At 63.7% G+C, this 12,703-nt stretch carries 11 protein-coding genes; 3 read left to right on the top strand and 8 right to left on the bottom strand.

The features are described from left to right. Positions 1–3 precede the first annotated feature (3 nt). The 6 genes from FJ964_RS28370 to FJ964_RS28345 all read right to left on the bottom strand — a co-directional run bounded on the left by FJ964_RS28370 (position 4) and on the right by FJ964_RS28345 (position 7,563). Positions 4–411, bottom strand: a complete 408-nt coding sequence (locus tag FJ964_RS28370; RefSeq protein WP_140553817.1) for a carboxymuconolactone decarboxylase family protein — start codon at positions 409–411, stop codon at positions 4–6. A gap of 255 nt (positions 412–666) precedes the next feature. After that, positions 667–2,163: a sugar ABC transporter ATP-binding protein gene (locus FJ964_RS28365; RefSeq protein WP_140553815.1), complete on the bottom strand. Its 1,497-nt coding sequence runs from the start codon at positions 2,161–2,163 to the stop codon at positions 667–669. Then, a complete protein-coding gene (locus tag FJ964_RS28360; RefSeq protein WP_140553813.1) occupies positions 2,163–3,212 on the bottom strand; it encodes a hypothetical protein in 1,050 nt (349 codons plus the stop codon). Before FJ964_RS28360 ends, FJ964_RS28365 begins: the two co-directional genes overlap by 1 nt. Next, positions 3,212–5,332, bottom strand: a complete 2,121-nt coding sequence (locus tag FJ964_RS28355; RefSeq protein ID WP_140553812.1) for an SMP-30/gluconolactonase/LRE family protein — start codon at positions 5,330–5,332, stop codon at positions 3,212–3,214. Before FJ964_RS28355 ends, FJ964_RS28360 begins: the two co-directional genes overlap by 1 nt. Positions 5,333–5,429: 97 nt before the next feature. Then, entirely contained in the window at positions 5,430–6,455 is a 1,026-nt protein-coding gene (locus FJ964_RS28350) for a sugar ABC transporter substrate-binding protein (protein WP_140553810.1), read from the bottom strand. Between the two features lie 121 nt (positions 6,456–6,576). Next, positions 6,577–7,563 carry an ABC transporter permease gene (locus FJ964_RS28345; RefSeq protein ID WP_140553808.1) on the bottom strand — a complete coding sequence of 329 codons (987 nt, stop codon included), beginning with the start codon at positions 7,561–7,563 and terminating at the stop codon, positions 6,577–6,579. Between FJ964_RS28345 and FJ964_RS28340 the strand changes: the two genes are divergently transcribed. Then, a complete protein-coding gene (locus FJ964_RS28340; RefSeq protein ID WP_140553807.1) occupies positions 7,563–7,808 on the top strand; it encodes a hypothetical protein in 246 nt (81 codons plus the stop codon). The two genes, FJ964_RS28345 and FJ964_RS28340, sit on opposite strands and share 1 nt — an antisense overlap. Before the next feature lie 27 nt (positions 7,809–7,835). On the opposite strand, the gene FJ964_RS28335 is transcribed toward FJ964_RS28340, so the two are convergent. Then, entirely contained in the window at positions 7,836–9,269 is a 1,434-nt protein-coding gene (locus FJ964_RS28335; protein WP_140553805.1) for a DHA2 family efflux MFS transporter permease subunit, read from the bottom strand. A gap of 113 nt (positions 9,270–9,382) precedes the next feature. On the opposite strand from FJ964_RS28335, the gene FJ964_RS28330 reads away from it, so the two are divergent. Together FJ964_RS28330 and hutH are read left to right on the top strand one after the other, a co-directional pair. Continuing rightward, complete coding sequence (locus FJ964_RS28330) at positions 9,383–10,384, top strand: ornithine cyclodeaminase family protein (protein ID WP_140553804.1); 1,002 nt, start codon at positions 9,383–9,385, stop codon at positions 10,382–10,384. Next, positions 10,381–11,898 carry a histidine ammonia-lyase gene (gene hutH / locus FJ964_RS28325; RefSeq protein WP_140553802.1) on the top strand — a complete coding sequence of 506 codons (1,518 nt, stop codon included), beginning with the start codon at positions 10,381–10,383 and terminating at the stop codon, positions 11,896–11,898. The genes FJ964_RS28330 and hutH overlap by 4 nt, the downstream gene beginning before the upstream one ends. Here hutH and FJ964_RS28320 read toward each other — a convergent pair. Further along, positions 11,863–12,663, bottom strand: coding sequence for a 3-methyl-2-oxobutanoate hydroxymethyltransferase (locus FJ964_RS28320; protein ID WP_140553801.1), 801 nt, complete (start codon positions 12,661–12,663; stop codon positions 11,863–11,865). The two genes, hutH and FJ964_RS28320, sit on opposite strands and share 36 nt — an antisense overlap. Positions 12,664–12,703: the final 40 nt, after the last annotated feature.

The following is a 12,703-nucleotide window of genomic DNA, read 5'->3' as shown; positions in this document are numbered from 1 at the left end:
TCCTCAGTTCACCTCGAACTGTGGATCGACCGGGATCTGCATTGCCGTCACCAAATGGTTGGTCTGTCCCGCCAACCCGATGATCGACACCAGCTCGCCATGCTGTGCGTCTGTCATGCCTTTGGCCCGCGCCGCCGCGGTGTGCGAATGGACGCAGTAGGAGCAGCCATTGGCGGTCGACACCGCGATGTAGATCATCTCCTTGGTCAACGGATCGATCGCGCTGTCGGCGACCATGACCGCCTTGAGTTGCTCCCACACCCGCTTCAGCGCCGCGGGATCATTGGCCAGCCCACGCCAGAAATTATTGACGAAATCGGATTTACGCGTCGCGCGGATATCATCGAACACCGCCTTCACTGCCGGGATTTTCTCCACCTCGGCATCGTTCAGAAGTCTGGTGGTAGACATGGTGTTTCCTTTCGTTTCTCGATGCCGCACGATTGAATCGGACGCTGAACAGCCGCCGCCAATCCATTCACTTCATTCGCCTATTCGCTTTTGCAGTGCAAACGGCACCGCGACGGTGTGTCGAGATTCAGGTCAGGCCGACTCGAAAACGGCGGGTTCCGAGAACCGGAGCGGAGCGTACTTGAAGTACGTCAGCACCGGAAGCGCAGGAAGCCGGCGTTTGCAGGCCGGCCTCACCTGAATACCGACACAGCGCTAATGCACCGCGGCATACATGATCTTCTCCTCCGTCGCCTCCGCCGGCGAAAACTCCTCGACGATGCGGCCCTGACGGCAGACCAGGATCCGGTCGGACAGGTTCATGATCTCCGGCAGGTAGGACGAGATGACGACCACGGCCAGACCCTCGTCGGCCAGCCGATTGATGATCTGGTGAATCTCGGCGATGGCCCCTACATCGACGCCGCGCGTCGGCTCGTCGAAGATGACGATGCGCGGCTTCTGCACCAACCCCTTGCCGATCACCACCTTCTGCTGGTTGCCGCCGGAGAGCTCGACCACGCGCGCATTGTCGTTGATCGCCTTGATGTTCAGCGTCTTGGTCCATTCGGCTGAAAGCGCGCGCATCTCCTGCTGGTTGATCACCCAGCCCTTTTCGCGGCCTGCTGCCAGCAGCCCGCCGAATAGGTTCTCGGCGATGCCCATCGTCTCGAAAATGCCTTCGCTCTTGCGATCCTCTGTGACGTAGACGATGCCATCGGCCACCGCTTCGCTCGGCACGAGGTAGCGCACCGGCCTGTCGTCCAGCTCGATCGCCCCGCCGCGCAGGAAATCGCGTTTGTAGATGCCGGACACGATTTTGAACGTCTCGGTGCGGCCGGAACCGATCAGCCCGAACACGCCGGTGATCTGGCCTTCGAAGATCGAGAACGAATTGTTGCGCACGACATTGCTCATTGAGATGTCCTGCACCGACAGAACTTTCTTCCCCGCCTTGCGCAGCTTGGCCTCGTCTCGCTGGCGATAGATCTGCCCCGATAGCGTGCGCCCGACCATGGCGGCGACGATCCGGTCGCGATCGAAGGCCGCCGTGTCGTCGGTGATGACCAACTCGCCATCGCGCAGGATGGTGATGCGGTCGGCAATCAGCAGCGCCTCTTCCAGCGCATGGCTGATGAAGACGATGGAGACGCCGCGCGCCTTGAGGCGCCGGATCAGCGCGAAGAAGTGCCGCTTCTCCTCCGGCGTCAACGTCGCGGTCGGCTCGTCGAAGATGATGATCTCGGCATTGTGGTGCACGGCGCGCGCGATCTCGACCATCTGGCGCTTGGCCGCGCCAAGCGTCGCCACCATCGCGTTCGGGTCGACCGGAAAATTCAACGACTGCAGGAACTGCTGCGCGGAAATGTAGGTGCCGCGCAGCCGGTTGAGGAATTTCTCGGTACCGAGATAAAGATTCTGCGCCACCGTCATCGACGGCACCAAGCTGGTTTCCTGGAACACCATGGCGATGCCGGCTTCGAGCGCTGCGTGCGGCGAGGCGTAGGCGATCTCCCGGCCCTTGTGGAACATCTTGCCCGAACTGGCGCCGACCACGCCGGCGATGACCTTGGTCAGCGTAGACTTGCCGGCGCCGTTCTCGCCGAGCAGCGCGTGGATCTCGCCCTTGCGCAGGTCGAAGGTGACGTTCTTCACCGCGGGCACGCCGCGATAATTCTTGGTGACATTCTCCAGGCGAACGATCGGTTCCATCAAAAACTTCCCGAAGCGATAGCCAACACGCAGTCGCCGCCCTTCGAGGCGACAAACAGTTCGCCATCTTTTTCAAGCACGCTGCAAATGCCGTGACGTATGCCGTTGGCGCGGCTGTGCAGGCTGAACCGAGGCTGCATGTTCTGGTCGAGCCTGACCACCAGACCGTAGGAGCGGCTCGGCGACCAGGGCTTGTGGATGCCCATCGTGCGGATGCCGCCGCATTGCAGCGGTTCGAGGAAGCTGCGGCTTGAGGCCAGCGCCGGTGCGATCCAGTAGGCCGGCGGCACCTGCTCGATCATGTCCTGACGGTAATGCGTCTCCTGCAGCACGAATTCGATCAGCCGGTTGCGCGGCGCAAACAGCGTCAGCCAGGCGCCTCCATCGGCGGATGGCGACAGCCGCGCGGGATAGCCGGGCAGATGGGTCAACACCGTCGAGCGGCTGCCGCTTGCCGCACCGAAGCGGATGAGCTGATGGCGCCAGCTCTCGCTGACCAGCACGTCCCCGCCGACGGGATGGAGCCCATAGGGAAAGGCGATGGCGCCGGCCAGCTTGCGGAAGTCCCCGCCTGCCGCATCCTGCTTCCAAAGCGATCCCGACGCGCCTTTCTTCATCAAATCGGCGGCCCATTGCGATGGCGCGTATTCAGCCGAACCATTGGCCAGCCACAGCGCGCCGTCGTCGGCATAGGCGAGCGCGGTGATGCAGCTGACACCGGCCGGCAGCGAAACATCCCTGCCGCCGACCAGCAACTTGCCGCTTTCCAATCCGACCGCCAGCTCGCCCGATGGCGAGAGCGCCAGCGCGGAAACGGTGGACGAAAAGGTCTCGACCAGCTTGGGCGCGGTTCCGGCGGCAATCGAATAGACGGCGTTGCCGCTGGAAACGAGCAGCTTGTCGCCAGCCACCAGCAGATTGTCCGGCTCGGTCAGTTCGACAAAAGCCGGCGCATCATCGAGCCGCGTGTTGGGGCGGAAAGCGCCGTCCAGCGGCGGGATCGTCACCGCCTTGCCGCGAAATATATCCAGGATCGGATCGAGGATCATTACTTTGCTCCCCAATAGGAAGCCGGGCTGGTCCAATTCGGGTCGGCGCCAGCAATCTTGTAGCGGCCGATGCGGTTGTTGAGGATGCCGCCGACGAAAAGATATCCCTTATGCTCGCGCATCGAGGTGACCATCGGATGCGCGCCGCCCGAGAGGTCGCCCATCGCTTCGACGATGCCGCCTTTTTCCGTAAATTTCACGACGCCCCCGGTGTTGATGTTGGGGAACAGCCATTCGTCCTGCGGCAGCCGTCGCGTCATGCGCTTGCGCATGTCGGGATGGCGCAGCGACAGGTCGAAGCTCGGCGTGCGCATGCCGAGCCACGCCATCCAGTAATTGCCGTCGGAAGCGCGGTTGATGTTATCAGGATAGCCCGGCATGTCCCGGATAACGCATTCGGCGGTGCCGGCCTTCGGCCCTTCCAGCCAGTAGCGATGCACACGGCAGGCCCAACTCTCGGCGAAGAACAGCGACTTGCCGTCATGCGCCATGCACACACCATTGGTGTAGCGGTAGCCGTCGAGCAGCGTCCTGGTCGATCCGTCCTTCGGGTCGTAGACCAGCAGGCGGCCGGTGGCGCGGTTCTCGATCGAATCCAGCGCCCAGTCATGCGCGTCGTAGCGCTTGGTCGAGTCGGTGAAATAGATGCGGCCGTCCGGCGCTATGTCGCAGTCGTTGGGATCGCGCAGCCGTGCGTCGTCGACGACCGACGTCCAGGAGCGCGACGTTTCGGCCGACAGGCGTTTCACCTCGCGATCGGGCGAGACGGAATAGAGCCCCATGGCGCCGACACAACTGATCAGATTGCCTGGTTTGTCGAAGGCAAGGCCGAGCGGAAAGCCGCCGATATGAGCGAACACTTCCGACTTCACGTAGTCCGGCGCGAAGAAGCGGACGATCTCGCCATGGCGCGTGCCGCAATAGAGATGATCGTCACGGTCGAGGATGACATCTTCCGGTCCTTCCAGTTCGCCGAGCCCGATATGGTCGGCGCCCGACAGCCGGTTGTCGAGTTCATAAGGCGTGCCAGAACCGGGCGCCGCCGACTGCGTCTCGCCCATCCTGAGATAGACCGGCGCGACGTAGACCTCGTTCAGCACCTTGTGGCGATTCTTCAACCAGCGGATGTCGATCGTCACCGCCACCGCCAGCATGATGCCCAGCACCATCTGGTTGGTGCCGGTGCCGTAGCCCAGCCGGATCAGCCCGTTGGTCATGGTCAAGACGATGATGGCGCCCATCAGCCCCTTGATCACCGAGCCGCGCCCGCCGCCAAGGCTGACGCCGCCGACCACCGCCGCGGTCAGCGCCATGATCTCGAGGTTGAGGCCGGTGCCCGGCCCCGCCCCGCTCAAGCGGCAGGCGATGAGGAAGCCGCCGATCGAGGCGCAGAAGCCTGAGAAGAGATAAGTCATGAACACGGTGCGGCGCACACGGATGCCGGCATTGTGAGCCGAACGCCGGGAGCCGCCGACCGCCAGCACATGCCAGCCGGGCCGCGAGCGCGTCAGCGCGATATGAGTGACGATGGCGAGGATAATGGCCAGCCACACCGAGACCGACAGGCCCCAGAAGGTGCCGTCGCCGATGAAGTCGAGCATATCGGAGGTGGCCTGGGAAAGCTGCACGTCGGCGGCATAGGTGGTGACCAGGATATCGAACAGCGCCCGCCCGAAAATGAAGGTGACCAGCGTGGTGAGGAAGGCGCGCAGCCTGAGGTAACCGACGAGATAGCCGTTGACGGCGCCGAAGACGAGGCCGGCGGCGAGCGAAGCGGCCAGCGCCAGCCAGATCGACTGTTCGAGGATGAAGAAGACATAGACGGCGGAAAAGCAGGACAGCGCAAAGATCGAGCCGACCGACAGGTCGATGCCGCCGCCCAGCATCACCACCGTCATGCCGGTGACGACCATCGAGAATTCGCCGAGCTGGCGGGTCGATTCCTGCAGCGAGGTCAGTTTGAAGAAGCCCGGAATGATCGAACCGAACACGCTGAGTGTCGCCACCAGCGCCAGGAAGGGAATGGCGTTGTCGGTCCAGCGCTTGGTCAGGATTTCGCCGACCAGATGGTCGGGAACGAGATTGTAGCGCCAGGACTGGAGGCGTTCGCGAAAGGACATCGGCTCACTGCTGCCGCGAGAGAAAAAGAATAAGGAAAGAGAAAGAGGTGGCCGGACGGTCCGGCCACCTCGCACCTATCGGTTTCACGAGAAGCGGTTACTTCGCCGCCGCTTCGGCCTGGAGCGCCTTCAGGTCCCAGCAGCTGTCGGGCTTGAGGTCGGCCTTGGTCGTCGCCTTCTCCAGCGTGTAGATGTAGGTGTGCGACGTGCCGGCCGGCTGGCCGCTCTGCAGCAGGAACTTTATGATGGCGTTCATGTCCCCCGACTGCCGGGCAAGGTCGGTCATGACAACCGCGCCATAGGTGCCGTCCTGCAGCTTGTCGCAGTCGGCCGCCTTTTCGCCGCCGCCAGTGGTGACGAGAAAAACCTTCCCGTCGAGCTTGGCGTCGCGGATCGCAGCGGACGCGCCGGTGGCGTCGCCGTCCCAGAAGTCGATGATGGAGCAGATGTCGGGATGCTGCTGCAGCATCGTTGTGGTCACATTGCGCGAGGTGGTGGCGTCCCAGTTGGAGTCCGGCTTGGCGACGACCTGGAAGTCGGGATGTTTTTCCAACACCTTCATGATGCCGGCGTACTGGTAGAGGCTGGAGGAATTCGCCTGGTCGCCCTGCACCAGCCCGATCTTTTTGGACGAGTTCTCGCCGCAGCCCTTGATCGCGGCTTCCGCCTCGAGTTGGCCGAGCCGGTCCCAATCGCTGCCGACAAAGGCATCGGCCGGGAAATTGGCGGGATTGTCGACCAGGATCACATAGGTTCCGGCTGCCTGCGCCTTCTTCATAAGCTTGGAGTAGGAGTTGAGATCCGGCGCGTGGATGATCAGCACATCAGGCCTGGTGTCTGACGAGATGGCGTCGGTGATCGCCTGCGCGCCGGCATCGACGACCCAGTTCGGGTCGCGCGTCTCGAACGTGCCGCCCCAGGCCTCGACTTCCTTTTTCAGGTAATGCGCCCAGCCCTGCGCCAGGTCGAAGCCCATCGCCAGCGGCACCAGCATGACGCGTTTGCCCTTGAGTGCCTGCGCATAGGCAGCGGGACCCGGATCGTCGGCAGCGAAGCTCGGCGCCACGAACGCGGTGACCACAAGCGCCGTCGCGGCGGCCATCAATGTTTTGATCAGTTTCATGTCACATCCTCTGGTTGGTCGTTGTTATCAGCGGCCGGCCCCAACCGTCCGCTTTGGTTTTAGTCTTCCTGTTTGAGCATGATCTCTTCCGAAACCGGTTCCCATTTTTCGGGATCATGCTCTAGATGTCGCCCTGCTGCGCCGTCTGTTCGTCGCGCGGATTGATGATGCCGTCGACGATGATGGCGCCGAGCAGGATCGCCGCCTTGATCAGGTTCTGGTAGAGCAGCGGAATGTCGATAATGGTCATGGCGTTCAAGAGAATGCCGATCAGCGCTGCACCGACCAGCACGTTGCGCACCCCGCCTCGCCCGCCCGAAAGCCCGATGCCGCCGATCACCGCCACCAGCACGATGTCGTAGAGCAACGTCGAGTTGACGACGCGGGTGTTGATCGAATGCAGGCTGGCGGCCGTCAGCAGGCCGGCGATCAGCGCGACGAAGGCGGAAAGCACATAGCGCAGCACCAGCATCGGCCGCACCGGAATGCCGATGTTGCGGGCCGCTACCGGATTGTCGCCGGCGAAATAGATGTAGCGGCCCCATTTGGTGTAGCGCAGGAACAGGAAGAACAGGAAGGCGAGCCCAGCGAAGACGAACACCTCGATGGGAATGTCGAGGAGGCGCATGCCGCCAAGCAGTTCCACCCAATGGCCCTGCGGCACCGGAACGGCATCCTGCGTGATCAGTTGCGAGCGCACATAGCCGAAGACGAAGGAGCCGGTCGCCAGCGTCACGAAGATCGCCGGCACGTCGGCATAGGCGACAAGAAAACCGTTGAGCAGGCCGATGGCGAGCACGCCGGCCAGCACATAGGCGAAGGCGAGCCCGTCAGGCGTTCCTGAATTCATCAACTGCAGATACCAGGCGACCGACATCGCCATGATCGCCACCGCCGACAGGTCAATGCCGCGGCCGATGATGACGACCGCCATGCCCAACGCCAATATACCCAGTACCGAGACCGAACGAACGATGGCCACGAGATTGTTCGGAGCGATGAAGCCCGGCAGGCCTATGGCTGCGGCAATGAACAGCATCACCGCTATGGCAAAGACAATACCTTCCTGGTTCAGGCTCTTGAGACTCGGCCGACCGATCGCGTTCATTGTCTGTCTTCACCCCGGCGGCAGCGCTGCCGCCCCTGGGAAAGAAAGCTAATCGGCTCAACGTCGGTTCGTCAAATGAATCCGCGTTCAAAACACGGACTGCCGACGAGACTCGCGATGTGGGCGCATTGATTGCTGAAGCTGGCGCAACGCGCGGAAACTCCAGCACTTTTGGCAATTGTTTGCGCCATCCCTGCGTCTTGCGCAAGCACGACACCAAGGCGCAAGGCGAAGATGGAATTTAACCCTGCGATGGATGGGAAAATTCGATTTCAGTTCCCGGCCATGTGGCCGGAAACCTCGGCGCCGGCGGTCCTCGGCAACACCAGGAAACGGAACGACGCCACCAGCCCGATGACGCCGATCACCAGGAAGGTTACTCGAAAATCGACGAGGTCCAGCGCCGGCTGGGCCCTGGCGATCTGCGACAAATTGAGGATCGCCGCCGCTATCGCCACACCGAACAGCATTGCCATCTGCTGCAGCATCGAGGAGAGCGTCGCCGCCGAGCTGCGCTGCGCCGCGGCGATATCGGCGAAGGCCAGAGTGTTCAGCGCCGTGAACTGCATGGAACGCGACAGGCCGGCGATCAGCATCAGCCCCACCATGAGCGCCTGCGGCGTCTGCGGCGAGATCGCCGCGCACGCCATGATCGACGCGGATGCAATGACGCCGTTGACGACCATCACCGAACGAAAGCCGAAGCGGCGCAGCATCGGCGTGGTCACCGTCTTCATCCCGAGATTGCCGAGGAAATAGGCCAGGATCATCATGCCGGCATCGACCGGGCTCATGCCAAAGCCGACCTGGAACAAAAGCGGCAGCAGGAAGGGCGTGGCGTTGATCGCGACGCGGAATATGGTGCCGGCCGCAAGCGTCGAGATAGCGAAGGTCAGCACCTTGAACGAGGACAGGTCGAGCAGCGGATGGGGCGCACGCCTGAGATGCCGCACCGCCAGCCAGCCGATGACGGTCCCTGCCGCGATCAGCAGCACCGTCGGCAGCACGCCGTCGTCGGGATGCGCAATGCGCTCGAGGCCGTAGAGCAGGCAAGCAAGTCCCGCCGATGTCAGGAAAAAACCCGGCCAGTCAAGTCGCTTGGGATCGGCTTCACGATCGCCGGGGATGAAGCGGGCGACCAGCGCCAGCCCGAGGGCGCCGAGTGGGATGTTGATGAAGAAATTCCAGTGCCAGGACAGATAGGTGGTGATGAACCCGCCGAGCACCGGCCCGATCACCGGCGCAAACAGCGCCGGCCAGGTGATGAGCGCGGTTGCGTTGAGCAGTTCCGATTTCGACGCGTTGCGCAGCACGAGGATGCGGCCGACCGGCGCCATCAATGCGCTGCCGAGCCCTTGCGCGGCGCGCGCCGCCACGAACTCGGTGAGATTCTCGGAGAAGCCGCAGGCGAGCGAAGCCAGCATGAACAGTGCGATCGCCACCAGGAAGATGTTGCGCGCGCCGAACCGGTCGGCGAGCCAGCCCGACAGCGGCACGAACACCGCCATGGTCAGCATATAGATGGTGATGCCGATGCTCATCGCCACCGCCGGCACGCCGAAGGAGGCGCCCATCTGCGGCAGCGACGTCGAGATGATCGTCGAATCCAAGAGCTGCATGAAGAAGGCGATGGCGACGATCAGTGCCACACGCCGCGAATTCCTGGCTGGGTCGGCTGAAGCTTCAATCTCGGGGATGGCAGTCATGACGGACCGCTTTGAACAGCATTTGGCGGATGTCGTCCAGACAAGAGCCAACAAACTTTCGTGTCGCGGCGCGGCCTGTTATGGATGAACGGGCGGCCGAGGAACGTGCACGCATGAAGCCTATCTATATCGACTATCTCAACGCCCTCGACATCGATGCCCTTGCCATGACCGACGCCGAAATCCTCGACGCCGTGGAGACCGGCCTGGTCGCACAAGGCAACGGCCAGACGGTGATCGAGCCGCGCGTTCATTTAGAGCCTGATCCCTCCTTTCACGGCCATTTCAATATCTTGCGCGGCTATGTGGCGCCGCTCGATGCCGCGGGCGTGAAGATCGTCGGCGACTATGTCGACAACTACCTGCACGGCCTGCCCTCCGAATTCGGTATCCTCAATCTATTCGATCCACGCACCGGCGCGCCGCGCGCCATCCTCGACGCCACCGTCATCACCGACATGCGCACCGGCGCCGTCACCGCTATCGGCGCCAGGCATTTGGCGCGCGGGAATTCGAAGGTGCTTGCCCATATCGGCGCGCGCGGCACGGCCTACTGGAACGTGCGCCTGCTCGACCACCTCTTCGACTTCGACGAGATCCGCGTCCATTCGCGCCGGCCGGAAAGCCGCGACGGCTTTGCCGCCAGGCTCTCCGCCGATCTCGGCAAAGCAGTCAAGGCGGTGGCCGACTGGCAAAGCTGCGTCGAGGGCGCCGACATCGTCGTCGAGGCCTCGCGCCTGCCGGAGCCGCAGCCGCTGCTGAAGACCGATTGGATCAAGCGTGGTGCGCTGGTCGTGCCCTATGGCACGATGAGCGCGGTCGAGCTGTCGCTGACCGACATCATGCAGAAAATGGTCGTCGACGACTGGGGCCAGTGCAAGGGCGGCAAGTTCGGCTCGCTGCGCGCCCATGTCGAAACCGGCCGGCTGAGCGAAAAGACGCTGCATGCCGAGCTCGGCCAGATCGCCGCCGGCCTGAAAACAGGGCGCGAAAGCGATGACGAAACAATCCTGTTCTGGCATCGCGGTCTATCGCTATCCGATATCGCGCTCGGCAAGGCAATGCTGGCCAAGGCGCAGGCACAAGGCATCGGCCAGAGGCTGCGCTTCGCATGAGCGCTCTGATCCTCACCGGAGCCGGCGTCAGCGTCGGCGATGTCGCCGCCGTTGCCCGCGGGGCACGTACGGTGGAAATTGGGCCCGATATTATCGGCAGGCTGGAGAAGGGGCGGAAAGTGCTCGACAAGGCCGCCGCGTCCGGCCAGCAGATCTACGGGCTCAACACGGGTCTCGGCGCCAATCTCGGCACAACGGTCGAGGGCGACGCCAGCGCCTTCCAGCGCCAGTTGTTGGAAGGCCGCAGCGGCGCCGTCGGCGAAGCGCTGCCGGTGGAGACCGTGCGGGCGACCATGCTTGCTCGCCTGACGATGCTGTCGGCCGGCGGTTCGGGCCTTTCGCCCGCAGTGTTCGTCGCCTTGGTCGACACGCTCAATGCCGGCGTCCATCCGGTGATGCCGTCGCTGGGCTCGATCGGCGCCGGCGATCTCGTGCTGATGACCGCTGTCGCCCGCGTGCTGATCGGCGAAGGCGAGGCCGACTATCAGGGCCGGCGCATGCCCGCGGCCAAAGCGCTGGTGATGGCTCGCCTGGCCCCCATCGACCTGGCCCCGAAGGATGGGCTGTCGCTGATCAACGCGTCCGCCGTTTCCGCGGGCAGCGGCGCGCTTGTGGTGACGGATGCGCTGTCCGCCCTTGCCCAGCAGCAGCAGGCCGGCGCGCTGACCATGGAAGGCATCGGCGCCAATCGCACCATTCTCGATCCCCGCCTGCACCTGGCGCGGCCGGCGGCAGGCCAGGCCGAGGCCGCCAAGGCGCTGCACGATCTGCTGGCCCGTGACGAGGCGCCGGCGCCGACCACCTTGCAGGATCCGCTGTCGATCCGCTGCATGCCCTCGATCCATGGCACGGTAATCGAGGCGATCGATCAGGCGAGACGTGCCGTCGAGATCGAGCTCAACGCCGCCGCCGACAACCCGCTGGTGCTGGTTGACGACGAGTTGGTGCTGTCGACCGGCAATTTTCACACCGCCTCGCTGTCGCTTGCCTTCGAGACGCTTGGTCTGGCAATCGCGCAATGCGCCGCGGCAAGCGCGGCGCGCTTCATCCAGCTCACCGGCTCGGGCCGCAACGGCCTGCCGAAATACCTGTCGCCGGTCGGCGGCGCGTCGGCCGGCTTCGTGCCGCTGCAAAAGACGGTGACATCGATCCTCGCCGCCATCCGCCACAAGGCCAATCCGGTGATGCTCGATTTCCTGCCCGTCTCCGAGGGCGTCGAGGACCATGCCACGCAGACGCCGCTGGTGATCGCTAAATGCGCCGCTATGGTTGCGCTGTGGCGGCGGCTGATCGCCTTCGAGCTGATGGCCGCCGCCCAGGCCGTCGACCTGCGCGACGGATTGGTGCTGGCGCCGCGCACGGCCGCTATCCACACCGCGATTCGTGCGCTCGTCCCGGCGCTGAAGGAGGACCGGCCGCTCGGCATCGAAGCCGACGCGCTTCATGCCGCACTTGCCGATGGGAATTGGCAGGTGACCTTAGCCCCGGCCGACCTTGTCGAGGAACAGGCGTAGCTCGGCCGGGTCCATGTGCACCACATGCCTGTCCTCGGGATAGGCGCCGCTGTTGACGTCGGCGACATATTCGGAGAATGCGGCCACCCGCTCCGCCTGCAACCGATCATATTCAGCAGCGAAGTTGCGATAGACCTTGGAGTGTCGCGGCATGTGGCCCCGGTTCTGCCCAAGGATATCTTCGGCGAACAGATATTGCGCGTCGCAACCGGTGCCCGCGCCCATCGACAGCATGATCAGCGAGGTACGTTCGGAGATCGCCTTGGCGACCTCGACCGGCACCACCTCGATTTCGGCGCCGATGGCGCCTGCGGCCTCGAGCTGTTTCACCGCTTCGAACACCTGCATGGCGGCGCCGGCAGTCTTGCCGACCGCCTTGAAGCCGCCGGTCCACGTCGCGCGGGATGGAATGAGGCCGACATGGCCGATGACGGGGATGGCATCGTCCGCCATCCGCTTGATGGTGGCGTAGCCCGCGCTGCAATAGACCGCGTCGGCGCCGGCCTTGTAGAGCCGGAAAGCCCAACGCAGGAAATCATCCGATGTGCCGATTTCGTAGAAATTGTCTCCCGGCATGGTGAACAGGCTCGGTGCCGCATCGCGGTATTGCGGGTTGAGCACGAGTTCCGGCGGCACGGAGACGATATCGACCCCTGCCCGCTCGGCGGCTTCCGCCTCGTCCAGGGTCATCACGCGCAGCATGGTCAGCTGACGCTTGCCCTTCATGGCGCGCAGGTCCGCGACGGTCGGTCTCTTTCGGCTCATCAAAACGTCCCTCTTTTGCTTGCCGCGGTGCCGGATCGGT

It is taken from the genome of Mesorhizobium sp. B2-3-2 (assembly GCF_006442295.1).
Lineage (GTDB): Bacteria > Pseudomonadota > Alphaproteobacteria > Rhizobiales > Rhizobiaceae > Mesorhizobium.
Note: the sequence above shows the minus strand (reverse complement) of the source record. Positions and strands in the feature narration are given on the sequence as shown.